We start from the raw sequence: 26,343 nt of genomic DNA on the forward strand, positions 1-26,343 counted from the left end.
TATACTCCACACTCACTGTTTATCTTATAAAGAAGTTTAACCTTGCATTTTGTTTAGTTAAATCTAATTATATAGAACACACGTTCAGAAAAACTAAACACCAAGCTCATGAATATTTCTCTTAAACAACTTAAAGTGTTTGTAGGTATTACCCAGCATACAACGCTTAGCGCAGCCTCAGAGCGACTTTACTTGTCTAAAGCGGCACTCAGTATGTCTCTTAGCGAGCTTGAAAAACAATTAGGCCACCCACTGTTTGACCGGGTAAATCATCGCTTAATTTTAAATCAAGAAGGGCAAAAATTACTGCCCTTGGCCGATGAATTACTGCACAGAGCAAATGATATTAATACGCTTTTTTCGTCCCACGCAACAGCCAGTGGCACGTTAAAAATAGGTGCCAGCGATACCATTGGTAATCATGTGTTGCCCTCTATACTTAGTGGATTTCGCCAACAACAGCAGCATTATTCTCAGCAGGTTTTTATTTCAAATTCTGAGCTTATTTGTCAAAAACTGCGCGACTTTGAACTCGACATTGCATTAATAGAAGGCCATGCCCAGCAAAGTGACTTAGTCTCAACCGTGTTTAGTCAAGACTCTATGTGTATTATTGCGCCGCCATCCCACCCTTTAGCTAAAAAACCACAGCTTAGTTTTAATGACTTAGCAAACAGTCAATGGGTATTAAGAGAGACCGGCTCTGGCTCACGCTCATTCTTTTTACAAAACCTTGCTACGCATATCGATAATTGGAGTCAAAGCTTTGAGCTCAATACCACAGAGGCATTGATCAACAGCGTTGCAGAAGGGTTAGGGCTGGGGTGTTTATCGTCACTCGCGGCACAGTGCGCTGCAAACGATGGCCGCGTTACGCAGCTTAACTTAAACCACTCTATGCAAAGACAGTTTTGGTTAGTGATGCATAAAGACAAATACAAAAATCCGCTGCTAACGCAGTTTATAGATTTTTGTCACAAGCAGAATTAAAAAATTAATAGTAATTAACTGTCAGATTCGATTAACCAAAAATCGAATCTGACAGCTCACACTAACTTACTCTCTCATCTTAAAACGCGTAACTCATAGCCAAATTAATAGAACGACCCTGCCCTGCTAATTGGTTAAATCCCTGCGTTGAATCTTGTTTAAACTCAGCAATACTTACGCCGCCCAGTGGTAATTCATAATACTCATCAAGCAGATTGGTAATATCAACACTCACGGTCAATGCATCCCAACTGGCTTTTGAGCTTAAATTAAGTAAATGATACTGCTCGGTTTGGTTTTCTAGGCGGTTGCTATCTACGCGGGTTTTACTATCGACCCACTGCCACGTGAGTGCGTTTTCAAAGCGGCCTATTTGCTGGTTAATCGCAAATTGGGTTTGCAGTGGCTTAATTTGATAAAGCGGCTGATTGGTATCGTCGCGCTTACCACGGGTATTGGTAATGTTAGCTTTTAACGACCAACTACCATACTGCTTAGACTCGTGCAGAGTAGTAACCGCATCTAGCTTTACTCCATAAAGCGTGGCATCTACGTTATTAAACATAAGTACATTACGAGTATTGGCAGCAAGCGCTGTGCGGTTAAAGCTTCTTACTCTGTTGACGTCAATATAATCATTTACATCGCTCACCCACGCATTAGCACTGATACGCCAGCTGTCGTCTTTAGCCATACGGGTATACGTAGTGCTAAGCGTATGTGCGGTTTCAGGTTTAAGGGCAATGTTACCAATATAGCCATTACCATCGCCGTACCAACCTATCATGGTGGTGGCCATATTTCCCACCCCCCAACTGTAACGTTCGTATAAATTAGGTGCGCGATTTTTACGAGCTAAACCAATTTGTAACTCGTCATTATTGCTTAGTTGATAGTTAATCAGCACGTTTGCATCGACTAGGTTGTCTGTTTGTTTTTTGTTCTGACCATTAAACTCTTTAGCGGCCATTGCATCGCTTGGCATCGCCATGGTCATCGCACTCATAGCGGCCATACCTGCGTTGTATGCTTGTACATCGTCGGTATTGGTTATTACATTTTCAAATCGAACGCCTGCATTTAACCACCAGCGAGTATTTAGTTGGCTTTCATATTCAGCAAGCAGGGCAATACGCTGACGCCGGCCGTTATTAATATTGTTGTAGTCATTTGGCCCCATCATCATTGAGCCTTCAACCGCAGGCCACCAATCATCAATATTCATATAATGGTACTCTTGGGCGAGTAATAACTGGCTGTTGTTATCAAGCGCTAATCGCCATTTTAACTGAGTGCTTATATCTTCGGCGTCGGTTTTCATTGGCATTTTTCCGGTTTTTTCTGCGCTGAAAAAGCCCATTTCATGCTTTACGCTATGCCAATTTAACTGCGCTTCAAGCTCACTGTTTGTAAAAGCACGCTTATACTGGGCAACAGCGCCATAGCTGGTGTTATCTGTCATATCCATATATTGGTTAGCAAAGCCTTGATAGGGTATTTTTTGATGGCTTAGCTTAACAACTAATTGTTGCTTATCATCGCGCATGGCAGCACTTAAACTATGGTTTTGCGCGCGGTACAGGGTATCGAGCACTAAATCGCCGTTACCATCTTCATAACTGTTAGCATCGCTAAACGCACCTTGATAATTAAAACTGAATACGTCGCTGGCAATGCGCATGCCCGCGCCTACCTTTTTGGCGTTATCTAGCGTATTGTATTGGGCTGATACGTAGCCAGAGTGCCAGCCAAGTTGCTTGCTTTCACTGTACTGAGGTGAAATAGAATTAACCGCGATCACCCCTGCAATATTATCGCCTCCCGCGCTTACCGGAGAAATACCTGCAACCACTTTGTAGCTACTAATTTGATTGGCTGAAATATACGACAGTGGCGGGTTCATTTGATTGGCACAGGCGGCGGTGATTTGCGCTCCATCGACCAGTACCGCCACTCTATCGCCCATTAAACCATTTAAAACAGGTAAGTTAGCCATGCCACCGGCGGCTGAAAAGTCCACACCTAAATCAGTTAATAACGATTCAGATGAACCTAACGATAGGTGTTTGTTTTGTGCTTGACCGTGTACTTCAATCACTTCAATTGAGGCGTCATCTGCAAAGGCAACAGGCGATAGTACGCCACTTATAACAAGTGCCAAAGGCGATACTAAACAGGAGGTTAGGGGATTTTTTTTATCAGTCATTATTGATTTACCACAAAAATTTTGTGGGTAAATTATACGTGCTGCGGCAAGTTAAAAAGCGCGACATATTGTCGCACTTTGTTAATTTTTAACCCTGTTCGTCATCAAAAATGTCTTCTATTTTAAGTTTAAACAACCTTGCGGCCTTAAAAGCCAGTGGCAAGCTGGGATCGAACTTGCCCTTTTCAATGGCATTAATCGTTTGGCGCGATACATCCAACAGCTCGGCCAACTTTGCTTGAGTGAAATTATGCTCGGCTCTTAACACTTTTAATCTATTTTTCATTCATCACCTGCGCAATAGTGTTTATTAAGCACATACACACTAATTAAATACACCGCCCCCATTAAAAACATTAAGTCGGGTATTTGCGCTTTAAAATCAATTAAACCACTCAATTGTAAATTGGTGTATGCCAGCCCGCCTACTAACACTGCACCTAAGGTAAACCCCATGGCACTGAGATGTATTTTTTGCATTAATTCATCCATGCCTTGCAAATAGCGCTTGTTGGCTAAAATCATCCCTACGCCAGCAGCCAAATTTATAATAATAAAAAAGCCACTAATTAGCGCTGAACGATCCCAGATTAAAGTGGGGCCAAAGCTGCAAATAGCTAAAGTAAAAAGCCATATTAAGGTCCATTTAGCTAGGTAACTGGTATTTTTAATTTGGCGTTGTTTTAAATTTAATTCTGCTTTCATTGGCTTTATCCTGTTTTTAAAAGTAATGTTTACTTTACAAATATCATTCATGCCTTACAAAAAGTCAAGTTAACATTACATTTTAAATTTAACACTGCTTATTTTTGATTGCGTTAATACTTTGCTGAACTTACTTAACCATCCTTTGGTTGGCTTAAGTTAAATTTTATTCATCTTAAATTATGGTTTAGTCCATGACGAAAGAGAGCTTTTAATTTAAAATGCACGCCTCTTTACTCCTCATTTCCACATTCAACTAAATAAGCGTGTGTGCTTTATTTTTAAACGCACTGGCGTTTAGTTTGTTATTAAATTTTATTTATTATCTTCAAGGATTTTATATGGCCGTTGATACTACATCGCCGTCGGGTCAGCCCAATAGAACCGCTATTTTAATTGTGCTGGCGTTGGGTACTTTTATTTTGGGGTTATCTGAATTTTCTATGATGCCTATGTTGCCATTAATTAGTGAGGCTTTTGGCAGTACCCCGTCACAAAGTGGTTATGCTATTAGTGCTTATGCTCTTGGGGTGGTGGTTGGCGCACCCATTTTAATGTTGGCAACGGCAAATATGCGAAAACGACGAGCGCTATTATTATTTTTAAGCTTAATGTGTATTTCAAACAGTTTAAGTGCATTAGCGACCTCGTTAGAACAACTGGTGCTGTTTAGGTTTTTAAGTGGCCTTCCCCATGGCGCTTATTTTGGTGCCGCGTTATTACTGGCCTCTGATATAGCACCGCAAGGAAAACGCGCTAGCTTTATGTCAAAAGTGTTTATGGGCTTAACCATAGCCACTATCGTTGGTGTGCCGGTGGTGACATTGGTTGGGCAAAATCTTAGTTGGCGTTATTGCCTCGCTGCGGCTGGGGTGTTGGCGTTTATTGCCTTTATTTTTGTGTATAACGTGGTGCCCAATGTTAAAAACACCCATACCTCTAACTTACTCAACGAATTAGGGGTGCTAAAAAACAAACTGGTTTGGTCAATATTAGGGATTGTTATTATTGGCTTTGGTGGCGTATTTTGTATTTATACCTATGTGGCCGATACGATCTTAGAGGTCACTCAGAGCGCGCCCTATACAATTTCAATTGCTATGGTGATGTTTGGTATTGGCTCTACGCTCGGTAATTACGTACTAGGTAAAGCTGCCGATAAATCAGCGATAAAAACCACCGGATTTACGCTTGCCTCTACCATTGTTTTTGCATTTGCATATGTAAGTGCCAGCTATAATATTTATCTGCTGTATGCGGTTATATTTTTTATTGGCTGCAGCTTAGGGCTATCAACCTTAGTGCAAACGCTATTAATGGATGTATCACCTGACGGCCACGCCATGATTGGGGCATTAGTGCAGTGTGCGTTTAATATTGCAAATGCTATTGGCCCTTGGGTTGGCGGCATTGCTATTGCAAAAGGAGCAGCGCCAAATCAAACAGGCTATGTTGCTGCGGCTTTATTTTTAGGTGGGCTGTTAATGTGGCTGCTTAGTTATATACAAATTAGCGGCAACAAAACTAAACAGGCACAGCCTTGTTAATAAAAACAAAAAGAGCCGCTAAGCGGCTCTTTTTACATTTTACTCTTTAGCGTATTAAACGCTAATAGATGACATATCAATAACAAAACGGTATCGCACATCAGAGCGTTCCATACGCTCATAAGCGGTGTTAATTTCGTCTATGTTGATCATTTCACACTCTGGCAGTACGTTGTGCTCACCACAAAAATCAAGCATTTGCTGTGTTTCTGCAATGCCGCCAATTAACGAACCAGCCACACGACGACGACCCATTAAAAGAGGAACTGTGTTTAGCTCATCTACTGGGCCTACTTGGCCAACAATAACCAAGGTACCATCGATATCAAGTAGTGGTGTGTAAATTGATAAGTCATGCTTTACAGGCACGGTATCAATAATGACATCAAACGCTGACTGCGCATTTTTCATTTCATCATCATTGTTTGATACTAAATAATGCTGTGCGCCGAGCTTTATTGCATCTTCTTTTTTAGACTCTGTACGACCAATAACAGTAACGGTTGCACCCATTGCTACTGCATTTTTAACCGCCATATGACCTAATCCACCAAGGCCTACCACTGCAACACGGCTACCTGTTTTTACACCCCATTTATGTAACGGTGAATAAGTAGTAATACCGGCGCAAAGTAACGGCGCCACGCGCGATAATTCTAAGTTTTCAGGCACTGATAATACAAACTCTTCGCGTACTACAACGTGTTTAGAGTAACCACCTTGAGTCATTTCGCCGTTAACTCTATCGGTTCCGCTGTAAGTACTGACCATGCCTTCACGACAAAATTGCTCTTCGTGATTATCACATTGGTCACAGCTTTGGCAGGAGTCAACCATACACCCTACGGCAACGGTATCGCCTTGTTTGTATTTTTTTACATCACTACCGACTGATATTACTTTACCTACAATTTCGTGCCCAGGAACTAATGGGTAATTACTACCCCCCCAGTCGTTACGCACTGCGTGTAAGTCTGAATGGCACACACCACAATATAAAATTTCTATTGCTACATCGTTATTTCGTAAATCGCGGCGCTCAAAAGAAAACTCTGTAAGCTCAGAACCTTGGCTTTTTGCTGCATATCCGACTGTTTTCATAATAACTCCATAGTTTATTAAAAATCATCCACAGTATGCACTGTCAGCTATGAACATAAGCTGATCATGTGCAACTGCAAATAGCCCCATAAAGTGCAGGGCTGTTTTTCTGTTATCAATTATTCCACAACAACGGCATTTAACTCGTCAATCAGTGTTTTAATACGCTGTGCATTTTTACCTAAATCACTTTTACCAATGCGTGATTTACTGCGTATATCGACCACACGCTTACTGCCTTTATCGTTAATACGAACCACAACATCGTCTTTAAAGCCAAACCAGGTCGTGGTGTCTGTTGCTTCAACAATGCCATTATTAACATCACTATTAACCAGTTCCCAACCAAGGTTTTCCATGGCTTTAGTAATTGCTGCCACCAGCTCTGTTTGGGTTTGGTTGTACTCGAGCGGTTTTAGTTCTGGGTACGCTTCACGTTGCTGCGCTGCCGTTTCTTCACCCGCGTAAGCAACAGGGTTAGGTGCATCAGCACGTAAAGGCACAACCGCAACAAACTTAGGTGGGTTAATTAAATCGGTAGAAATATCATGAATTGGCGGAACACTTTTTGCTGTATTCATCATGTTAATCGGCATTGCAATCGCAACAGCTGCAAAAATAACCGTGACCACTGCACTGGTTAGGCTCACTGTTTTACGCATGAATAGCACTTGAACTAATAATAAGGCTAATGCTGCCCCACCAACATAAACGCCTAATCTAAAACCAGCAAAGGCAGTACCTAGCTCAACCATATTAAATTTATAAAGAGGTCCCGGTAGTACCACCATTAAAAAAGCGATAAGCCCAACTAAGGTCACTAAATGTTTCATTGCCTACTCCGTTATTGTTATATGGTTATTGTTTTTTAAACAAGCTTTATACTGTTAACACTCCAATTTAGATTACTATGACCGATAAGTATCTATAAAGTCATAATTTATTGCCCTTTTAAAGTAGATAACTTGACTCCTTGGTAAAAATCAACAAACTACGGGGGTAAAATTATCAGGGTATTATTATTTATGAAAACAGAGATTAGTTACCGGTTTGAGTCATCACAAGTAGCCAACCGCTTTTTACACGAATTAAAAGATTGGCCAGTCAATGACGTAAAAACACGTCTTTTTAATGGCGGCGACAGCGTTAAAGTAAGCTACGAATATGATGAAAGCGGATTTGATTATACCGTTGCCGAACTTGATGATTTAGCAGAGCAACACGGCGGACAAGAAGTATCGAGTTAAAATACTTATACCTACGCTCAATAGCCACAACACACTTTGTAGTCATGCCTACATTTTAAAACTTTAAGCTTACAAAGTTATGTAGCAATAGGTATTACACAACGTATTAAAGACCCCATACCCACTTTACTTTCAACCTCTATAGTGCCATTGTGCTCTTTAAGTACATTGTAAACTATAGCCATTCCCATACCAGTGCCTTGGCCTACGGGTTTAGTGGTAAAGAAGGGATCGAACATTTGTTTAAGTGTATCAGCGTCCATTCCACAGCCGTTATCTGCCACCTCTATGTAAATATTGTTTTCATTGGCAAACAGCTTAACACTTATTTTTCCTTGCTGATCGCGCAAATCGTCGCAGGCGTGTTTGGCATTAATTAATAAGTTTACAAACATTTGTTTCATAGATGATATATTACACCGTGTTAGAGGTAACTTTTCAATGTGTAACTCTATAGCACATGCTCCCAACTGGTTGTCGAGTAGTTTTAGCGTGCCATTGAGTGATTCTGTAATATCTACCATTGCAGTTACGTTGTCTTTTAGGCTTGCAAAGTCGACAAGGTTACTAACAATATGAGCGATACGTTCTAATCCCTCTTGGGTATCATCAACTAAGTCATCAATATCGTCCACAATAAAGCTTAAATCGTTCTCTTGATTGAGCTGAACTAAAATAGACTCTAACTGCGATACTGAAATCGATTTATCTACAAATTGTTGAGCCGCCGTCATTAACGAAACCAACACGGGCTTTATAAATTTTATACTTTCTACATTGCTGGTTATGTAAGCAAGCGGGTTATTGATTTCATGAGCGACCCCAGCAGAAAGCGTGCCTAAAGTAGCCATTTTTTCACTTTGCATTAAGGTTATTTGTTGGTTTTTAACCGTTTCGAGCTTTTCTTCCAGCTCTTGATTAACAATAAACAATGCCCGTGTTTTGTCTTCTAGTAGGGTTTCTAATTGATCTCTGGCTGATTTTTCGCGCAAATACGCTTTTTTATAATTGTAGTCGTCTTCAGCCATGGGGAGTCTCATATTTTATTTCAATTAAACACGAATCAAACCCATCATGCATACACTGGGCATGATTAAGTTTAGCATCAACCCCATAATGAGCCGCAGCACCAAAAATAAGCCCTTCGGCGCACATACAAAGCTGTCGCTTAGAGTTGTAACGCATTAAAATAAACCCGTCTTCAATAATTTGGGCGTCAATTTCAGGTAAATTAGGCTCATGATAAAGCTTAGCTACTTCAACATGAATTACTTTATCAATACTAATAATGAGATCAGCAAAACAATTAAAGTTAGCAACAATGCTTGGATGACGTGCCTTTAAGTGAGAAAATAAATACTCTCCAAAGGCTTTTAATACCTCTGGCATAGACATAGAAAGTGCAGTGGCTACATCTTGTGCTAAACCAACTATTTCTTCATCTGGATAACTTTCTGCAGAAATATAAACACGACCCTCCGGTGCATTTTTTTCAAGTAAGTCGTCCCATGCTGCCATGCCACATTTTTCAATAACCAGTGCCTCAAGCCCTCTAAAGATAACGCCTTTCATGCATGTTCCCTCTATTATCACTTTTAGATTGTTAGCTGCATCTTCAATTAGTTACAAACGCTCGCTACCTTACTGCTCATATGTACACTAGCGTAGTAAGCCTTACTCTGTAAAATGTCAGCATTAAAGTAATAGTAGTTTAGTCGCTTGTAAAACGCCCAAAAATGTTCGTTATTTGCATGGTCAACGTTTAACATTAAGTGACATTAAGGAAGCGTGATCACATTCTGCTTTTTACTCTATTGGTGGCAACGCTATTGGCAGGGTCGTCTGGCCAAAAGTGATTTGCAATGTGAACTATACAATTTGTTGACAGCATTAAAAACCTATTAAATTCAATTGGTAAATCTAAATAAGCTCACCATTCGTTGACAACTCAATCTCATAGCATTTGTTGACACTTAATTACCCTTTGGTTGACACCTTATATTACCATGTTGACAAATCAATACGATCTCACATTGACAATTAAACAACTTAATTAGTAAGCAAGGGTTCACACAAGCACAAATTGTTACTTCGGCTTTATTGACCTTCCCGGTTTTTCTTCAAGGGGTTTTTCAGGCCATCTATGCTTAGGATATTTAGCACGCATGTCTTTTGCAACTTCAACGTAAGACCCACTCCAGAATTTCTCCAGATCAGTAGTAATCTGAATTGGCCTTTTGGCAGGTGAGAGCAATTCAAAACGTAATGGAATGGTGCGTCCCGCTAACATTGGAGATCTAACTTCACCAAATAACTCCTGTAATATCACTGAGACTGTGGGTTCTTGCGCTGCTGAATATATAATTCGAACATTTTTATTGCTCGGAGTTAAGTAAAACTCTGGGGCTTCTGAGTCAAGTAATTTAGACTCACTATAGGTTAAAATGGATGAAAGTAATGGAAACAAATTAATGTTTTTCAATTCAGAAAAACTGCGAATATTTGGCAAATAAGGTAATAACCAGTGAGCAACATCCTCCATTATAAAATCAATATTCAAATTAGGAAATCCATCTAGCTTTTCACCTAGCCAAGTAACACGATTAAGCCAATCTTCACATTCTGGAGTCCAGTTTAAGATCCTTTTATAATCCTTGGGAATAAGTTTAACCAGTGAGTCACGAATAAACTCTTGCGGAACATTTTTACTTTTGTCTTCTTCAATTATAAGTTGTCCATACTTCTTTCGTTGGTGTGCATATATCTTATTACTAGAGGAAATTTCATAATCGGTGTCTGTAACTATTTGCTCTGAGAAGTGTTTAGATAGAATATTGATATCAAAGGGGGCAGCAGAATAGACCCTTCCTTCTTTATTTTGTGCATCGCTATCAATCACTACTAAATATTCAAATGAAGTGAGTGGGTCTGACTCTTGTAAAGTAACTCCTTTACCATTTGCTAATTTATATCGACAACTGTTTAGGCCCCTGCGCTTTGCCAATCTATCAGGAAAAGCTGATAACAATAAATACCCCACAGAGTCCTGTATACCCTCTGCTTTAAACTGTTCATCGACTTTAGGTGTGTTATTACGTAAAACTTTAAAATCTTGCCCAACCACCTTTAAAGCTTGTTGGTTTAATCCGCTTTGCACGCCATTACCTTGAATGGCTTCTATTAAAGCCTCTAATCTCAATAATATATCAACACTATGACTATCTTTTATTAAATCTCTTTCAGGTAACATCGCTGCTAAATAACAAGAAATCTGAGATTCAAAGCTATTTCTCGCTGACAGCAATATTTTGGCTAACCGAGGGTGGACTGGCAATGATGAGGCAACTTTACCTAAAGAAGTGACCCGTCCTTCATCATCTAAAAGATCTAATTTAATTAGTAAACTCTGGCTTGAATCAAAATGTGAGGCCGGGGGAGGTGTTAGCCAATTAATCGAGCTGTATTTATGAAAACCTGCGTTAGCTAACTCCAACACGACTCCAGAAAGGTCTGAAACCAAAATTTCTTCTCGCTGATAGTCGATAAGCGAGGCATGTTCGGTCTCAGTCCATAATCTTATACATTTACCTTCTTTAAGCCTTCCAGCTCTGCCTTTTCTCTGCTCTGCCGAAGCCTTTGATATTTTGGAAAGCATAAGTTTAGACATGCCACTAGATGGATCATAAGCGAGTACTTTTTCTAAGCCTGAATCAATAACACAAGTCACACCTTCTATAGTCAAACTTGTTTCCGCGATGTTAGTGGAGAAAATTATCTTCTTTTTAAACGTTTTTGTTATAGCTTTATCTTGTTGTTCTGTGGGAAGGGAGCCATGAAGGGGTAGCAAATCTATATCTTCCCTGCTACCAAAAAACTCTTCAGCTTTGTTTATACAACGCTTTATATCACCAATACCCGACAAGAAAACTAGAATATCTCCCTCGTCATCAATAACATTTTGAATTGCTTTTAGAACATTAATTTCGATTCTGCTATTCACAGGCTTCATATAAGTTTCTGTCACAGGGAATGATCTTCCAGAGCATTTAATCACTGGTGCTCCATGCAAATAAGAAGATATAAAGCTAGTATCAAAAGTTGCTGACATAACTAGAATTTTCAAATCTTCTCTGAGTACTTGTTGTGACTCTAGAGAAAGCATTAGAGATAAATCGGCATTGATAGATCGTTCATGAAATTCGTCAAAGATAAGAATTCCAACATCAGTTAATTCAGGATCAGTTTGCAACCTTCTGAGTAAAACCCCTTCAGTAACAATTTCTATCTTAGTTGAGTTCGAGAGCTTGGTATCATTTTTTATCTGATACCCGACAGTTTGACCAACTGTTTCTGAAAGTTGCTTAGACAGAAAACGGGCTATTGATTTTGCAGCCATTCGTCTTGGTTCAAGCATTACAATTTTTTGGCCTTTTAAAACATTTGCTTCTAATAACTCAAGAGGAATGACTGTTGACTTCCCAGCTCCGGGATCAGCTTGCAGGACAACATTATTACTGTTCTTTAACTTTTCTAATAAGCTTGCCAACACCGAATAGATTGGCAATGATTTATCTCGTTGTTCCAATTTTCTGCCTTTTCAAACTATTTTCGCTTGTCTGATAGCAAGCTGTAGAGTGCTTTAATGCATTTTTCGATTGTATCACGATCTAGCATTCCACAGATCCGTTCCTTAACTCCTTTCCCATACCACCAAATTGCCAATTCACATTTTCGCAATTAAGCAGTTAATTCCATCCTGTAAAATACTATTTTTTAATAATTGAACATTTTTTATATTTAATTCTGATTAGTCTTAAACTTACTAACTTCAATAGAATTAGAATGTTATGTTTTAGAATGTTTAGCCTGTTCAAAGCCAGTGCTCATTGTGTATTATTTACTTTATAAAACAATGAGTTATAATCACTCCAATTACGTAATAATAAATAATATGATTAATGCATGACAAACAGTAGCGTTGCGGTAGAGCCGTCCTCTATTGCAAATTTTGAAAAGTCTAAAAACGACCTTAACAACCATGTTGAATACCATAACTCAACACTTTCTCACGCTGATTTAAAAATGCCGCAAAATGCACGAGGGTACGTAATCCTCGGCAATGCTTTAGGAGCAGGCGAACAACTTTTAATAAATCAAATAATAAATAAAATCCCTCCATTTCTAAAAGTTTTCATTTGCTATCAAAATGAATTTTTAGCTTGCTCTAGTTTTATTCGCGAAAATTACACAAGTCCCATCGAGCAGATGGTTTCAATAGATGAGTTAGTTAGTGTGGCTGGCGGTATCATAAATCTTGACTGGACAGAACCATCCAAACTTAAGAATTTATTGCAAGAAGTCGGTTTAATGGGAGCAGGTTGTATAGTGATCTTTGCTAGTGGTTCAAACGCAGGTGCAGAGGTGACAAAACAACTAAAATTAGTCTCACATTTATGCCAAAAACTATTTGTTGCTGTGAACATTCATGACCGTGAATCATTTTATTCAGCGAAAAAACTTGCAAATGACCAAGCTTTACCGAGATTAAACTTTGGATGTTGGCAAAAAATTGAATTAGATGAAGGCTATCAACATAACTTTAGAATTTTTTCAGCAAATGAATTTAATGAATATTTTGCAGGTCGTTAGATGAACATATTATTTATATGCACTGCAAATGTTCAAAGAAGCCGCACGGCTGAAGAACTATTTAACGCTCTAGATAACGGAAATACTTATAAGTCAGCAGGCTTGAGCAAAAAATATGTAAGCAAGGCAGGCACAACTCTTTGTACTGAAGATATGCTGGATTGGGCTGACAAAATCTATGTTTTTGAAGATTTCCATATCGAAATAATCACCCGCTACACAGATAAAAAACATCTCCATAAAATTACAAACTTAAAAATTGAAGACAAATATCGCTACTGGCAAAAAGAACTAGTATTGCGGTTGTTAGGGTTGCTTCCGAGGAATAGATAAATAAATTAAGCTAGATCAGTACTAATTTTAGAAGGTTAAATAAATGTACTACTTGTCGCAATTTTTAACCTGAGTTGGTCTAAACCTGATCTGTCATATGTAATTAATTGGGCTTAATCAAATCTTACAGTCACATTAGCGCCTTTATGGGTAAGATCCCTTTAAATAATCTTAGTGTGAAAAATGCACTATATGCAGCTAAATTTGGGTGATAGACTAATTCCCAGTGTTATTACCCTACGATTTATGGAAGAACATTTTCACGATATAGATTGTGGATATTTGTAGTTTGTTGATTGGATATAAAAATGTATTTACATTGTTTGAAAATGGAAAATTTCCGAAGATATGAACAGTTAGAGGTTGAGTTTAACTCTGGCCTAAACTTATTGGTTGGGGAAAATGATTCAGGAAAAACGGCGATAGTAGATGCCATTAAGTATGTCTTAAATACCCAAAGTTACGAGTATTTAAGACCTTGCGTTGAAGACTTTTATTTAGAACCAAGTAAAGACGAATCGTATCGAACCACAGAATTCCGAGTTGAATGCACCTTCAAGGGGTTTGATAAACACGAAGCAAAGCACTTTATTGATTGGCTTGGTACTGATGAAGAAAAAAATTACTTTTTGAAAGTATGGCTCTATGCATCAAGGAAAAATGGGAAGGTCTTTTACGATGTAAAGGCTGGTAGCGATGACGAGGGGGCCGCAATTAATGCAGAAGTTCGTGATTTACTCAGAGTAACCTACCTCAAACCACTACGTGATGCTGAAAGTGAACTGACACCGAAGAAGGGATCTCGCCTATCTCAAATTCTTTATAACCATGATGTCTTCGAAGATGAAGAGAATCATCGATTACTCCGCATAATGTCCTTAACTAATAAGGCTATAGAAAAATTTTTTACAACTCTGGATGGGAAAGAATTGCTCGTAGATGTAAATACATATCTGGATGATTTTTCTCTTGAAAACAATAAACTCAACACAAGGTTTAATGTAAGTGATAGCTCCCTAAAATCTGTATTAGAAAAATTATCACTAAGATTATTCAACCAATCAATATCTGAGAACAACAATCAAGGTCTTGGTTCACATAACCTTCTGTATATAGCCGCAGAGCTATTACTGCTGAAAAAGAGCAACTATCATGGCTTAAAGTTGGGGCTAATCGAAGAGATTGAAGCTCATTTGCATCCACAAACACAAATCAGATTGATTGAGGCTATTCAAAAGATCAGCGAAGAGAATAAAATTCAGTTCATACTCACAACTCATAGCACTAGCTTGGCATCTAAAGTCAAATTAAAAAACTTAGTAGTATGCAAAGATGGGTGTCTATATCCAATGGGCAAAGAGTATACAAAACTGAGAGAAGGTGACTATCTATTTCTGGAGCGTTTCCTTGACTCAACTAAATCTAACTTGTTTTTTGCGAATGGAGTGATTCTTGTCGAAGGAGATGCTGAAAACATTTTGTTACCTTCTTTTGCCAAAAAATTAGGCCGTGATCTTTCACAGTATAGTGTGTCTATTGTAAATGTCGGCAGTACAGCATTCTTGCGCTATTCAAATATTTTTTTGAGAAAAGACGATAAAGAATTACGCATTAATGTTTCATTGATAACTGATGTGGATGTAAAACCTACTATTCATGAAAATAAACAAACTAAAAATAAAAAAGACGCAGATGGAAATAATGTTAAAGATGATAAAGGAAAGAATATTAAAATTGAAATGACTCCAATAGAGATCGAAGAAATGAGAATAAATACAGTTAAGGAAATTCGAGATAAATATAAAGGACCAGTAACTGCATTTGTCGCACCTCATTGGACTCTCGAATATAGCATAGCTAGGAGTTGTTTGAGTGAACTGTTCCACCAAGCTGTTTATATTTGCCATAAAACAAAGTCAAAAGACTATGTATATAGCGAAGATGAAAAGGAAGTATTAATTGAAAATGCTAAGGTCGAATACAATAAGTGGAAAGATGATAAATTGAGCGTTGATCAAATCGCTTACAATATCTACAAGAATATCATGCTAGATAAGAAGATATCAAAAGCCGTAGTAGCTCAAGTTTTCGCTAATTTTATCATTGACGCTGAATTTGATGGTGTAGAAGAGGATGAAAACCTTTCTTATTTGGTTGATGCAATTAAGAATGTAACAGGCAAATAAGTATGGAGCCGATAACAGATCAAGATATTCTAGACGTAGAGAATAAACTTTCCTTAAAGTTCGATGACGGAAGTAAGGAGTTTATCAAATGTGCAATTACAAAGGATATACAGGCGTGTCCGGGGGCAGGCAAAACTACTTCATTGATTGCAAAACTGGATATACTTGCCAGTAAAATGCCGTTTCCTGATAAAAGTAGCATCTTAGTTCTAACTCACACCAATGTTGCTGTTGATGAAATCAAACACAAGCTCGGTCATAACGGAAGCAAAATTCTTGGATACCCCAATCATGTAGGAACATTTCAATCTTTTGTTAATAAATACTTAGCAATACCTATGTATGTGAAAATTTTTGGCAGAAAACCCGTAACAATAGATTCTGAAATATTTAATGAGAAGTTAGTGTCATTAGTTAATTCTAGTTGGATTGGAAAAACTTTATTAAAACGATGTGTAGAATATAATTATACAAATATTGAAAGCTTTATTGAAAACTTGAAAGTTTATGATGATAAAATTGTACTTTTGCAATCTGGAAATAAAGAAAGAGTCATAGTTTATAGTGGCAAACCATATTATAACAATCTCAAATCTTACCTTGAAGAAAATATCATATTAAAACTAATATCTAGAGGGTATTTAACATTTAGTCATTGTTATGATTTGGCAGAAGAGTACTTGAAAGAAATCCCTGATATAGTAAATCTTATAAGCGCAAGATTTAGTTATGTTTTTGTTGATGAGGCTCAAGATACAGATAAAAGACAGTTTGATCTTTTAGGTAAGATCTTCGGGAATTCAGATTCTATAATTCAAAAAATTGGTGATAACGATCAGTCAATATTTAATTTTCAAAGTTTAAATGAACAGACATGGGAAGTCGGTGATGTACATATTAAAATATGTGATACGAAGAGGTTATCTCCAAAAATCTCTAATGTAGCTAGCCATTTTTCAATTACAGATCATAAACTTACCAGTAGTAGTCAAGTAGATATCGATCCAGTAATCATAGTATTCGATGATCAACACATAGATAAGGTGTTGCCTAAGTTTGCAGAGTTGATAAAGAGACACAACTTGCATTTGGAAAAGAACCCCATCTTTAAAGCAATTGGGAATATCGGAAAAGTTAACGATTATCATACTATACCGAGCTATGTTGATTCACATGTCATAAATCGTCCTGAACTTATTGTGAGCGACAACATTAGAGATATACTCTCCAATAGTAGTTGTGAAATTACACCATACCTTATCAATAAGATTTATTGGGACTTGATAGTTCAATACTTAGATGTGATCGGAATAAAAAATGATAAGAGCAAGTTTTCAAGAAGAACATTAACCAACCACCTTAAAATGAACAATAAAGTTATTCTTGATGCTTTAAAATTGAACTCATTAAACATTGTAGAAGAGCTTTCCAGTGAGACAGATCTCAATTTACATCTTGAAGAATCATTACAGTTGCTTGCTAATTTTATTGGGTTCAAATATGAACAAGATAAGCTAATTGCCTTAATTACTAACTATAGAATACCAAAAAGTAAAAGCGAGACTAATAACATTACATTAGTTACTGACGGCTCTTCTATAGATATATCTGTTTCTACAATACATAGAGCAAAAGGTGAAACTCATACCGCGACTCTAATTATGGAAACATACAAAAAAGGCTACGATATAAACCAACTATTGCCTTTGTTAAAAGGGAAGAAAAAGAAAGGTTTAGAGGCAAAGAAAAAAGTACTTTATGTTGGTATGACAAGACCCACTCACTTACTATGCTTAGCAATTCATAGGAGTTATGCAAAGTCAGCGAAAAATAGAGTCACTTTAAGTGAACAGGATTTAGAACAGATTAGGTTAAATGGGTACGACATTGTAGTTGTAAATGAATGATTTATATTCAACTACACCCATATAATAATACGTATATCTGTCTAAATTTCACACAGCAGCCTGTATAATTAAATTTTGTATACTCATTATATACTTATCCACAATAGCTATTCTTAAGGCTTGTTATTTTTTCTGCTTCGAGTTTGTATAAATTTAGTTCGTAAGTTTTATAAACTCGTTGAAATCTTAAAATATATTGACATTGATTTTTAGGCGGTAACCACTCGTCAGGTCCCTTATCACCTTTGCTTCTATTTAAACTAGACTCAACACTTAATAAATTAGCAGGATCATTAGCAAACTTTACACGTTTTTCATTTGTCCATTTATTAGCACCATGTTTCCACGCCCAAGATAAGGGAACAACATGATCAATATCTATTTCTGAGGCTTTAAAAATTGTATTCCCAGTAAAGGGGGATATCCATTTACCTGATTCAACTTTACACATTCTGTTCGATCTAAACTTAACCTCTACTAATGATTGAGAAATTAAAGCTTCCATTCTAGAGTTTTGACAATCACCATCTTCATCAGCCCAGCCATTACCAAACTTGCTTCTTGAGTATTCAGCTTTATCTGCTAATTGCTGAGGTATCTCGTCAGGAATTGCTTGTTTATTGACAGAAGGCTTTCCTTGGCTTTTAGGTAGCCTGCCGCCTGATTCAAGGCAGGACTGTATCGAATTAAATGAATGAAAATTTTTAGTACGATCATAATAGGGACTATTTTCGTCGTGACAGATACCACTCTTTGATTTTTTGACTATTGATGCCTCAATGTCATTTGAAAATAGAAAAGCGAAAAAAATAATAACTAAGTTTGAGTAGCGTACCATCAATCTATCCTTGTTTATTCATCTATAGCACCAGTTGGTATTAGATCATCAATTGTAAGTCCACTAGGAACTGTGGAAGGAACAACATCCTTAACAATATGAGATTTATCTTCTAAAAACTTCAAAAATTCGATTAACTTTAAAGTCTCATTTGGTTGAATCATCTCTGTATATTTAAATACAGTTCCTAGACATACTTCGTAATAATCACTTTCTAACCTACAACCGGTGAAATGCTTTTCAATTGCTTGGTCAAGGCTTTCAATCGAGCCGTCATGCATATATGGCGCGGTCAAAGTTACATTTCTTAATGATGGCGTTCTAAATTTTAGAAAATCTTTCAAATTGTCCGTTACTTCGAATCTACCTTTATCAATACTTTTATCTTTTTTGAGGCTTACTATACCAATAGAATGAAAATCAAAGTCTGAAAAAAGTGTGTTTGAGTGACAATTATTGCATTTATATTTTTCAAAAAATAACCGTGCTCCTTTCACCTCTGCCTCAGGCATTTGTATGCTACCTTTCAAAAACTCATCCCAAGGTGTTTTACGCGTTGCAAAAGCAATTTCTTGATATCTAGCCAAAGCATTTGCTAAATCAATTGCAGTAAAATTGCTTTTGTTCGGATAAGCAGATTTGAATAGTTTTCTATATTCTTTTTGTACCGAAGATAAGTCTTGATTATCTGAATGCCCAATTAGACGATGCTGAATGAAACTTAAATAAGCTAGATTCCAAATGGACTCATTTACATTTCCGAAGTTTTCGTACAATTTTTTACAGTAATCTTGCTCTTTTCCAACTAAATGACATTTGTAACTTTTTAACTCTGAGTTACTAATTATTGGTATCAATGATTGAGCCGCTAGCGCATTTTCTAGTCCCAAAGGAATGTGCTTGCCTAGTGGCGTTAAAAATTTAATTGGCCCTTGAAGGTCAACTTCCACACGCCCATCCCAGAACAGCTTTTTAACTTCATTGTTATCAAGATTAAATAACGCTTGAGTATTTCGGTCCAGTGCTTCAACGCCTTCATCAGCTAATCGCAATGCCCCTAAGTTATGACCTCCAGCACCTATAGCTCTTCGTAATGAATCTGAAGTATGGTTATTTACCAAATGACATGTCGAACAAGCAGTGTCTTTATTTGTACTCAATAGCTTTTCAAAAAATAATGCTTGCCCTAAATTATACTGCGCATCTAACAGTTTAGGCTCATTCCGTATTGGTACTATTTCATTTTTTTCTATGAACTCTAGTAACCATTGATGATCATCTAGTTTTGAACTAGCTCTACTCGTATAAAAAATAGCAATTACAACAACTGCTAATATAATTTTAATCATCTACAGAGTTTTCAAAAATTCTAGTAAATTTTGAAATTCCTCTTCGTCAAAAATTTCAATGTACGACAGTAACTCAGACCTACTTGCCAATATACGACCGTAGTTGTATAACTCATCCTTTGACATATCTCGATCTTTAAAGAATGGAATTGGATTCAAATGAAATAGTACTACCTCATCCAAAGAGTTAAATATTCCATTATGACCGTATGGCTTTGTACTCGATACATCCAACAATGATGGTGTCTTAAATTTGAATCGGTCTCCATATTTTAAAGATATTTCAGAGCGTCCTAGATCTTGCCCATCAACACTAACACCAAACTGCCCCTGAGGGGTTGCAATGGAGTGGAACTTAAAATCACTTAAAAGGTCACCGCTATGACAAGAAGCACACCGACCTTTTCCGTAGAAAAGAAATGCACCTTGTTTCTGAGCAGTATTTAAAGCATTGGTATCTCCCTTGATATACTTGCTCCAATTATTTTGAATGCAATTTTCTTTATTAATAAGAAAGGAGCTTATTGCATTACCTATATCTGATAATTGAATTTTTTCAATTTCAATGCCACTTTCTACAAATTTGGTTTTTAACTCTTCCCAATCCTGACCTTGTGAATTTAATATTTTCCTATTTAGAAATTTCGATGCGTGCTTATAACGTTCTTCATAATATGAATCATCAATTGAAACCATCTCGTTACTTGTACTTTCGCTCAACAGTCCCAAGAACTCGTCTCTAGCCAAAATAGGCAAAACAGCAGCCAAAGCTAAAGGCGAATCAAAACCCTTTGATACATCATCACCGATTATTGATACAAGTCTGCCTTGTTCTTGTTCAACTTTTCCATCCCAAAAATAGGTTTTATAGTCTTTGTGGCCTCTTCCAACTAAGGTAAATGAATTTCTTGGAACAATTATCCCTTTACCATCTTTTAAACGTGCTTCACCTTCACCACTCCCGCCAACACCTACGGATAACGGCAACCCATCGACCCTATTTAGATCTTTTAAATGGCATGTAGAGCAAGATGTGTCATTACCACCGCTTAATAGTTTACTTTCGAAAAGAGCTTCACCTAATGCAGTCAGATCTTTGTTATTGTTTTGAACAGCATTACAATCGAAGCCCGTTAAGCCATATATTTCAATAACTTTCTTTAACTTAAAGTCAATATCAGAAGCATTGGCACCTAACGAAGCTAGTACCAATAAATAAGTTAACCACTTCATTATCTCTCCCTGAATTTATGGTGTTTTGCTAATTCTTCCGCAGGTTTCTGGTGTATTTCTAAAGCCACTAATCCCAAAGCCGATAATCTATATTCTGAAATCCCATTTGATAACATTTGCTTTCGAAGCTTGTCATAGTCATGACAATCAAGCAGTTGTAATTCGCTAGACTTTTTTAATGCATCATTTTGTTGTTGCTCTATATACCAATTACTATCCATTGCATGAGCACATTTCAAAGTTAATTTCATATACTCAGACTTGTTCGTGTAGTAGGTATATTCAGGAATTAAATACTCTCTAGATACATAGCCAATTACAAAAATTATTACGCAGAGCTTAAATGTTATATTTAGTACTTTCATTGCACTAAAATTCCTAGAGAATTGAGAACTTCAATATCGAGTTTTTCTTTAGCAGTTTGCCCAACAGATAGTCTATATTTATTTACGGCTTTTCTCGTTTCAGGCCCCATAATTCCATCTAACTTTCCGTGATAGAAATCTAATGCTTGAAGTGTTAACTGTACTCTTAGAATGATATTTTTTCTTTTTTCTGCATCTGACATTACCTTTTGAAAATTAGATTCCTCGGCAGTTGGAATGGTTGATTTAGGTCTTGATGGTTGTCCCAAAGGATCTGAAGGAGGGCTTACGGGAGCTGTTCGAGGCGCTGGAGTAGGTGTAGATCTTGGCTTGTATGTACCACCAGATGATGAGCGATGAGAAGAATGACTGGCGTGAGATGAATGACTTCTGTGCCCTGCCAAATAAAGTGGCATTTCACCAGTATTTAAAGGTGCGGTTTCAACATCATCAATAAATTGAAATTTTTTCTTATCATCGTCTGACGAAACAATATCGTTACTAGCATTTGCAGTAATAGCAGCAAAACCACTAAATAGACCAACTAAGTTTTTTATTTTTCTCACAGTATTCTCCCTTTAGGCATTACTTCCATATTTCTAATCGAAGAAAAAAAGCCTCCGCAATCTGACTTAATAGTACAGTACTCACAGTCAGCCGGAAACGAATTTTTCCAGTCACTTATTGATTTCTTTGCAAATTTATAGAGTTCTTCTGGGATATGACACAACGGGTAGTTAAATAAAGAAATTTCAACACCAAATCTGTCACCAAGCAAACAAGCTTCTTGCAATTCGTTACAATACAATTCTGGCTTTAAGTACAAATTTTTCCAGTTTTTTTTAGCCCAACCCGTTTGCTCTAAATTCATGATTGAAACACGAGTTATTGAATTGAAACAAGTTAATGCCATTTCTACTATTGAAGACAGTTCACTGAAATTAGCTAGTGTAGGTATAACCCTTAGTTCTATTGGTATGCCTTTATTCCCTGCGTTAATCAGCCCCTTTATCGTATCATTCCATGCTCCCTTACTGTTTACCAAAGTGTCGTGAGTGCGACTAGATGTAGAGTACAAGGGTATTCCAATTTCTACTTTTCTTTTTAATGCAGATTCTTTAAAGTTTTCTGTGAAGTTAATATCCTTAAATGCTCTACCGTTCGACAAAATATGTAATGGTGTTTTGTCATTAAATTCATTAAGAATTTTAAAAAAGTTGAGTATAGCTTTTTTATCAAGTAATGGCTCACCTCCAGAAATACCAATAACATCCGAAGTGCCAAATGAGACAATAGACTGTGCAGCATATGCAAAAAGTACGGTATCATCGACATCTCTTGGTGGTTGCGAGCAAAATAAGCAAAGGTTGTCGCAACGCTCAGTAACTAAGAGCGTATTTGCATTCGCACTACTACAAAGGACCACCCGTACTTGCCCTCGTCCATTCAGAAGCCCTATATCTCCATGATTAGTCCATTTATCTAATAGCGGGTTCCAGATGGTTTTCATTGCTGAATCTGGAATGCTCGATTCACATATCAATAATTTAGGCAACGGAGTTGTTTCTTTGATGGCATCTCTATATTTCAGTATTTGAATGGGGCCAAATACACCATCAAGTTCCTCAACGTAGAATGAATCTGGTCTCGCTACTTCAGCCATTTAACCACCCATCTAATACTTTTTTATATTTTTGATTTCGGATGAGTTCAAATATAAAGTCAAAGATACTTTTGTGAAGTTCACAAAATCTGGAATAGCTTTTCACTCCAATTGGCTCTCCAAAATCTTGCAAGTGATAAATAGGATCGGAACCACAACTGCCTTGGTAAACACAATCTGAGCAACCCGGAACATCAAAATTGAACGAATGGGCAAGGAGTTGAGTTGAGTGTTCTAGATTTAATTCAGTATTATTAATATTCCCTATAATTAATTCGTCTGCTCCATATTTTCGATAGACCATTCTGGCTTCATCTGAACCAAACACATTTCCGGTGTAATCAATTAAAATACTGTTTTTTAGGTAACCAGCGGGAGCCATGAGGTCAACATACGCAGCAGACGGTGAATTTAATAGCCGCTTATAATGAATCAGCAAGAAATGTTCGATTAATGGTGTACCCGAAAGGTTCTCATTTAGAATCCGCCTAATAAGCTTTTTATAAAAAACCATAAAATCAGAGATCGAAATATCTTTAGCTTGTTTTTCTTCTGCAAAACCATATGAACTAACAGGTCTCACAAACATTCCTATCAGCCCTAGAGCTAAGTGAGTATCGACTAATTCGTCGTAGCCCTCCAGACCATCTCTTGTTACGGTTGTAACAGTTCCGATCTTGTCTTTGCCTAGCTCATGGTGTATCCAATTTATATTCTTCTGAACTAATTCAAAAGAGTTTTTCGTTATCAGTTTTCTATGTTTATTGTGCGCTTTTTTGCCTGCATCTATACTCGTTGAGAAGCCAACATTTTTACCTCTACACCAATTGATTATCGACTCATCAATTAGCGATAAGCTTGTTGCGATAACAATATTGAAGCTTTCTTTTCCTACTTCATTTTTGAATTGTTCATAAAAGGTTTGAATAAAATCAAACGCTAGTAACGGTTCTCCTCCCTGAAACTCAATCTTGTAAGGAGGTTTTTCTATTTTTGTTATGTACTGAATGAGCGATGGGATTTGTGAAGGCTGCAAATCAAAGCCACTTAGATCTGCATTAACTCTACTCACTTGGCAATATGAGCAATGATGATCACAACGCAACGTCGGTACAATCATAATAAGACGAGGAGAAGCTAAGTCTTTATTAATTCTTTTGCTGAAAGCTGAAGTGGTTAAATGTACCTTACTCTCAAAATCTAAATCAGAAGTGATAAATAATTTTTGCTCCAATTCATTGAGTAAATTTGTGTCTGTGCATTGACCGAGTTCAAAAACATCTATCAACGATTGTATATTTTCAAGAACATAATAGGTGTTCGCCAAATTTGAAATAATGGTCCTTCCATCTTCTAGCTCCCTAAACTTAATAGGTAGACTTTTATAATTAGTCATTCCTTACTTAAATCCTTTAATGCTTTCCTGATGATTGCTAATTTTAAATCATCAGTCTGTGAGTCAATTTTTTCTCTCAACGAATAATCATTTAGCAACTTATTTAATTCAAACTTGCAACGAACAAAATCATCTTGGCTACAACTAAGTGTAATCAGCCATTCGTTCTCATTTTCTTCCATTGTCCACTGGTATTCTGACTTTAACCAGTAGAGTGCTTTTCTTACTACTAACTCAGAATACAACTGTTTATTTAAAGGCAATATCATTAGTTTGGCTCTTTCCATGAATCCACCCGGTCATCCCAAAAAGTTACTTTCGAAGATGATAACGAAGATGAATAATACCAATGTGTCATTTGACCTGCTTTGATAGTTTTTGGCTCCCCCAAAATCCCTCTTACTTGTGAAAAGCTCATTCCTCTTTGCAATTTTCTCCAAGTGGCTTTTTCAATGGAAATATTCTCTGGTTTTGATTTCACAAGGCTTTCTAGTTCTTTAACTCTCTTTTCCAAATTAACTACATGCTGATTAAGGCTTATGACTAAATTTTTTAATTCATCAACCTCACTAGCGTTGCTAGAAAATGTAAAAATCAAAAAAACAAATAACAAATGACGTCTCATATTGCTCCCTAAATAAGTTATATCTTCCTATATAGGCTACCGCCTATATTAAAAATCCTAATGGCAATTCCCCTCAATCCACTTTAATGTTAGTGGGTAACGAAAATTAAATTATTTGCCGTTAGGTTTTGAGGTTGTAAATTCCATACTGCTATCAAAAGTTTGGCAATTAATCTCAGTTCTGCATAAATGTGATTCTTTTAACAAGAAGAGCATTTATGTCTTTAATATCTAACATTTTTCTTCTCTTGTCATTTGCTTTAATTTTTCTATCGCTTTATCAATATTATCAACAAGTAGAATTTCACAGATTTTCTCAACTTTATCTTGAGTTCGACTCAGCATGAATATTAGCTCGTTAAAGCTTTTCGCATTGTATGCATCTTTTAGCAAAGTAAGTTGAAGATGTGTGCCAGAACTTAATGAGATCTGCTTTGTTTTTGCGCTCATCTTAAATTCTTTTTGTCTCAAGCGATTGTTATATGTCGTCCATAATGAATCAGGTAGTTTATCAATCGCTGATTGAAATTCAGCAATATCGTCATCGCTAAGTGATGGTACAGAAGCGTTCAGCTCTTTAATTTCTTCTTGGATTTCTAACTCACTTTTATCAGATTTATAAAGCAATTCAATTGCAGTGGAAAATTTCGAAGGAGCATTATAAAACGGTGTTTTTTCTTCATTTTGCTCGCTTAGTTTGTCGTGAAAATCTTTAAAAAAATTATTGAAAAATTGCTCTTCCGCATGATTTAAGTCTGAAAACAATTTCTTGAAGTAATCAGGACTGTAAAAAAAGTCTCTGACCATTTTAATGATTCTATCTTCATTCATCTTCCTCGCTGGGCGACCTCGTTTACTGTTACTCAAGTATATTCCTTCTTATAAACAACATATATTATAGTCGATAATTTATCGTTACCAAGTAACAATAAATAATAACGTTAATGGGTAACAAAAATCATCTTTTTCCTTTAGTTTGCTAGTTGAGATGGTGATATTCGGG

The 26,343-nt window shown here is 36.9% G+C and carries 25 protein-coding genes; 7 read left to right on the forward strand and 18 right to left on the reverse strand.

Features of this window, described 5'->3' with window-relative positions:
* The first annotated feature begins 108 nt into the window (after positions 1 to 108).
* Positions 109 to 990: a LysR family transcriptional regulator gene (locus tag N523_RS0116585; protein WP_028835424.1), complete on the forward strand. Its 882-nt coding sequence runs from the start codon at positions 109 to 111 to the stop codon at positions 988 to 990.
* 79 nt (positions 991 to 1,069) lie between these two features.
* Here N523_RS0116585 and N523_RS0116590 read toward each other — a convergent pair whose 3' ends face one another.
* The 3 genes from N523_RS0116590 to N523_RS0116600 all read right to left on the reverse strand — a co-directional run bounded on the left by N523_RS0116590 (position 1,070) and on the right by N523_RS0116600 (position 3,901).
* Positions 1,070 to 3,196 (reverse strand): TonB-dependent receptor, encoded by a 2,127-nt coding sequence (locus N523_RS0116590; protein WP_028835425.1) that lies wholly within the window; start codon positions 3,194 to 3,196, stop codon positions 1,070 to 1,072.
* Positions 3,197 to 3,284: 88 nt separating this feature from the next.
* Positions 3,285 to 3,482 carry a helix-turn-helix transcriptional regulator gene (locus tag N523_RS0116595; RefSeq protein WP_013464415.1) on the reverse strand — a complete coding sequence of 66 codons (198 nt, stop codon included), beginning with the start codon at positions 3,480 to 3,482 and terminating at the stop codon, positions 3,285 to 3,287.
* The gene (locus N523_RS0116600; RefSeq protein ID WP_028835426.1) at positions 3,479 to 3,901 is read right to left on the reverse strand and encodes a hypothetical protein; all 423 of its coding nucleotides are present in this window, start codon (positions 3,899 to 3,901) and stop codon (positions 3,479 to 3,481) included. The genes N523_RS0116595 and N523_RS0116600 overlap by 4 nt, the downstream gene beginning before the upstream one ends.
* 341 nt (positions 3,902 to 4,242) lie before the next feature.
* Between N523_RS0116600 and N523_RS0116605 the strand changes: the two genes are divergently transcribed.
* Positions 4,243 to 5,448, forward strand: a complete 1,206-nt coding sequence (locus N523_RS0116605; RefSeq protein ID WP_013464413.1) for an MFS transporter — start codon at positions 4,243 to 4,245, stop codon at positions 5,446 to 5,448.
* A gap of 54 nt (positions 5,449 to 5,502) precedes the next feature.
* On the opposite strand, the gene N523_RS0116610 is transcribed toward N523_RS0116605, so the two are convergent.
* Together N523_RS0116610 and N523_RS0116615 are read right to left on the reverse strand one after the other, a co-directional pair.
* Entirely contained in the window at positions 5,503 to 6,549 is a 1,047-nt protein-coding gene (locus N523_RS0116610; protein ID WP_028835427.1) for an NAD(P)-dependent alcohol dehydrogenase, read from the reverse strand.
* Positions 6,550 to 6,668: 119 nt separating this feature from the next.
* Complete coding sequence (locus tag N523_RS0116615) at positions 6,669 to 7,382, reverse strand: DUF1499 domain-containing protein (RefSeq protein ID WP_028835428.1); 714 nt, start codon at positions 7,380 to 7,382, stop codon at positions 6,669 to 6,671.
* Positions 7,383 to 7,574: 192 nt separating this feature from the next.
* Between N523_RS0116615 and N523_RS0116620 the strand changes: the two genes are divergently transcribed.
* Entirely contained in the window at positions 7,575 to 7,796 is a 222-nt protein-coding gene (locus tag N523_RS0116620) for a hypothetical protein (RefSeq protein ID WP_008108632.1), read from the forward strand.
* 77 nt (positions 7,797 to 7,873) lie between these two features.
* Here N523_RS0116620 and N523_RS0116625 read toward each other — a convergent pair whose 3' ends face one another.
* The 3 genes from N523_RS0116625 to hrpB form a co-directional block, all read right to left on the reverse strand.
* The gene (locus N523_RS0116625) at positions 7,874 to 8,824 is read right to left on the reverse strand and encodes a sensor histidine kinase (RefSeq protein ID WP_028835429.1); all 951 of its coding nucleotides are present in this window, start codon (positions 8,822 to 8,824) and stop codon (positions 7,874 to 7,876) included.
* A complete protein-coding gene (locus N523_RS0116630; RefSeq protein ID WP_028835430.1) occupies positions 8,817 to 9,368 on the reverse strand; it encodes a heme NO-binding domain-containing protein in 552 nt (183 codons plus the stop codon). The genes N523_RS0116625 and N523_RS0116630 overlap by 8 nt, the downstream gene beginning before the upstream one ends.
* Before the next feature lie 514 nt (positions 9,369 to 9,882).
* The gene (hrpB, locus tag N523_RS0116635) at positions 9,883 to 12,381 is read right to left on the reverse strand and encodes an ATP-dependent helicase HrpB (RefSeq protein WP_197019880.1); all 2,499 of its coding nucleotides are present in this window, start codon (positions 12,379 to 12,381) and stop codon (positions 9,883 to 9,885) included.
* A 377-nt stretch (positions 12,382 to 12,758) separates the two neighbouring features.
* Here hrpB and N523_RS19130 point away from each other — a divergent pair, with 377 nt between their 5' ends.
* From N523_RS19130 to N523_RS0116655, 4 genes are all read left to right on the forward strand, one after another.
* The gene (locus tag N523_RS19130; protein ID WP_051440332.1) at positions 12,759 to 13,445 is read left to right on the forward strand and encodes a hypothetical protein; all 687 of its coding nucleotides are present in this window, start codon (positions 12,759 to 12,761) and stop codon (positions 13,443 to 13,445) included.
* On the forward strand, positions 13,446 to 13,778 hold the full coding sequence (locus N523_RS0116645; protein WP_028835432.1) for a hypothetical protein: 333 nt from the start codon (positions 13,446 to 13,448) through the stop codon (positions 13,776 to 13,778). It abuts the gene before it with no gap.
* A 308-nt stretch (positions 13,779 to 14,086) separates the two neighbouring features.
* The gene (locus N523_RS0116650; protein ID WP_028835433.1) at positions 14,087 to 15,964 is read left to right on the forward strand and encodes an ATP-dependent nuclease; all 1,878 of its coding nucleotides are present in this window, start codon (positions 14,087 to 14,089) and stop codon (positions 15,962 to 15,964) included.
* 2 nt (positions 15,965 to 15,966) lie between these two features.
* Positions 15,967 to 17,871, forward strand: a complete 1,905-nt coding sequence (locus N523_RS0116655; RefSeq protein ID WP_028835434.1) for a UvrD-helicase domain-containing protein — start codon at positions 15,967 to 15,969, stop codon at positions 17,869 to 17,871.
* Between the two features lie 94 nt (positions 17,872 to 17,965).
* Here N523_RS0116655 and N523_RS0116660 read toward each other — a convergent pair whose 3' ends face one another.
* The 10 genes from N523_RS0116660 to N523_RS0116705 form a co-directional block, all read right to left on the reverse strand.
* The gene (locus tag N523_RS0116660; RefSeq protein WP_028835435.1) at positions 17,966 to 18,709 is read right to left on the reverse strand and encodes an HNH endonuclease family protein; all 744 of its coding nucleotides are present in this window, start codon (positions 18,707 to 18,709) and stop codon (positions 17,966 to 17,968) included.
* Between the two features lie 14 nt (positions 18,710 to 18,723).
* Complete coding sequence (locus N523_RS0116665) at positions 18,724 to 20,058, reverse strand: cytochrome-c peroxidase (RefSeq protein ID WP_028835436.1); 1,335 nt, start codon at positions 20,056 to 20,058, stop codon at positions 18,724 to 18,726.
* Positions 20,059 to 21,291 (reverse strand): His-Xaa-Ser system-associated MauG-like protein, encoded by a 1,233-nt coding sequence (locus tag N523_RS0116670; protein WP_036950689.1) that lies wholly within the window; start codon positions 21,289 to 21,291, stop codon positions 20,059 to 20,061.
* Entirely contained in the window at positions 21,291 to 21,656 is a 366-nt protein-coding gene (locus N523_RS0116675; RefSeq protein WP_028835438.1) for a TIGR03982 family His-Xaa-Ser system protein, read from the reverse strand. The genes N523_RS0116670 and N523_RS0116675 overlap by 1 nt, the downstream gene beginning before the upstream one ends.
* Positions 21,653 to 22,222: a His-Xaa-Ser repeat protein HxsA gene (hxsA, locus tag N523_RS0116680; protein WP_028835439.1), complete on the reverse strand. Its 570-nt coding sequence runs from the start codon at positions 22,220 to 22,222 to the stop codon at positions 21,653 to 21,655. Before hxsA ends, N523_RS0116675 begins: the two co-directional genes overlap by 4 nt.
* Positions 22,219 to 23,319 (reverse strand): His-Xaa-Ser system radical SAM maturase HxsC, encoded by a 1,101-nt coding sequence (hxsC, locus tag N523_RS19135; protein ID WP_051440333.1) that lies wholly within the window; start codon positions 23,317 to 23,319, stop codon positions 22,219 to 22,221. The genes hxsA and hxsC overlap by 4 nt, the downstream gene beginning before the upstream one ends.
* Positions 23,312 to 24,715: a His-Xaa-Ser system radical SAM maturase HxsB gene (gene hxsB / locus N523_RS0116690; RefSeq protein ID WP_036950692.1), complete on the reverse strand. Its 1,404-nt coding sequence runs from the start codon at positions 24,713 to 24,715 to the stop codon at positions 23,312 to 23,314. Before hxsB ends, hxsC begins: the two co-directional genes overlap by 8 nt.
* Positions 24,712 to 25,002, reverse strand: coding sequence for a His-Xaa-Ser system protein HxsD (hxsD, locus tag N523_RS0116695; RefSeq protein WP_081745135.1), 291 nt, complete (start codon positions 25,000 to 25,002; stop codon positions 24,712 to 24,714). Before hxsD ends, hxsB begins: the two co-directional genes overlap by 4 nt.
* Entirely contained in the window at positions 24,984 to 25,340 is a 357-nt protein-coding gene (gene bamE / locus N523_RS0116700; RefSeq protein WP_028835442.1) for an outer membrane protein assembly factor BamE domain-containing protein, read from the reverse strand. Before bamE ends, hxsD begins: the two co-directional genes overlap by 19 nt.
* Positions 25,341 to 25,571: 231 nt before the next feature.
* Entirely contained in the window at positions 25,572 to 26,207 is a 636-nt protein-coding gene (locus N523_RS0116705) for a hypothetical protein (protein WP_155949134.1), read from the reverse strand.
* Between the last annotated feature and the right edge of the window lie 136 nt (positions 26,208 to 26,343).

Origin of the sequence: Pseudoalteromonas sp. 23_GOM-1509m (assembly GCF_000518425.1) — a bacterium.
Lineage (GTDB): Bacteria > Pseudomonadota > Gammaproteobacteria > Enterobacterales > Alteromonadaceae > Pseudoalteromonas > Pseudoalteromonas tetraodonis.

Coding starts and splice junctions, on each gene's coding strand:
- N523_RS0116585 (WP_028835424.1), top strand. CDS start 109: ATGAATATTTCTCTTAAACAACTTAAAGTGTTTGTAGGTATTACCCAG.
- N523_RS0116590 (WP_028835425.1), bottom strand. CDS start 3,196: ATGACTGATAAAAAAAATCCCCTAACCTCCTGTTTAGTATCGCCTTTG.
- N523_RS0116595 (WP_013464415.1), bottom strand. CDS start 3,482: ATGAAAAATAGATTAAAAGTGTTAAGAGCCGAGCATAATTTCACTCAA.
- N523_RS0116600 (WP_028835426.1), bottom strand. CDS start 3,901: ATGAAAGCAGAATTAAATTTAAAACAACGCCAAATTAAAAATACCAGT.
- N523_RS0116605 (WP_013464413.1), top strand. CDS start 4,243: ATGGCCGTTGATACTACATCGCCGTCGGGTCAGCCCAATAGAACCGCT.
- N523_RS0116610 (WP_028835427.1), bottom strand. CDS start 6,549: ATGAAAACAGTCGGATATGCAGCAAAAAGCCAAGGTTCTGAGCTTACA.
- N523_RS0116615 (WP_028835428.1), bottom strand. CDS start 7,382: ATGAAACATTTAGTGACCTTAGTTGGGCTTATCGCTTTTTTAATGGTG.
- N523_RS0116620 (WP_008108632.1), top strand. CDS start 7,575: ATGAAAACAGAGATTAGTTACCGGTTTGAGTCATCACAAGTAGCCAAC.
- N523_RS0116625 (WP_028835429.1), bottom strand. CDS start 8,824: ATGGCTGAAGACGACTACAATTATAAAAAAGCGTATTTGCGCGAAAAA.
- N523_RS0116630 (WP_028835430.1), bottom strand. CDS start 9,368: ATGAAAGGCGTTATCTTTAGAGGGCTTGAGGCACTGGTTATTGAAAAA.
- N523_RS19130 (WP_051440332.1), top strand. CDS start 12,759: ATGACAAACAGTAGCGTTGCGGTAGAGCCGTCCTCTATTGCAAATTTT.
- N523_RS0116645 (WP_028835432.1), top strand. CDS start 13,446: ATGAACATATTATTTATATGCACTGCAAATGTTCAAAGAAGCCGCACG.
- N523_RS0116650 (WP_028835433.1), top strand. CDS start 14,087: ATGTATTTACATTGTTTGAAAATGGAAAATTTCCGAAGATATGAACAG.
- N523_RS0116655 (WP_028835434.1), top strand. CDS start 15,967: ATGGAGCCGATAACAGATCAAGATATTCTAGACGTAGAGAATAAACTT.
- N523_RS0116660 (WP_028835435.1), bottom strand. CDS start 18,709: ATGGTACGCTACTCAAACTTAGTTATTATTTTTTTCGCTTTTCTATTT.
- N523_RS0116665 (WP_028835436.1), bottom strand. CDS start 20,058: ATGATTAAAATTATATTAGCAGTTGTTGTAATTGCTATTTTTTATACG.
- N523_RS0116670 (WP_036950689.1), bottom strand. CDS start 21,291: ATGAAGTGGTTAACTTATTTATTGGTACTAGCTTCGTTAGGTGCCAAT.
- N523_RS0116675 (WP_028835438.1), bottom strand. CDS start 21,656: ATGAAAGTACTAAATATAACATTTAAGCTCTGCGTAATAATTTTTGTA.
- hxsC (WP_051440333.1), bottom strand. CDS start 23,319: ATGGCTGAAGTAGCGAGACCAGATTCATTCTACGTTGAGGAACTTGAT.
- hxsB (WP_036950692.1), bottom strand. CDS start 24,715: ATGACTAATTATAAAAGTCTACCTATTAAGTTTAGGGAGCTAGAAGAT.
- hxsD (WP_081745135.1), bottom strand. CDS start 25,002: ATGGAAAGAGCCAAACTAATGATATTGCCTTTAAATAAACAGTTGTAT.
- bamE (WP_028835442.1), bottom strand. CDS start 25,340: ATGAGACGTCATTTGTTATTTGTTTTTTTGATTTTTACATTTTCTAGC.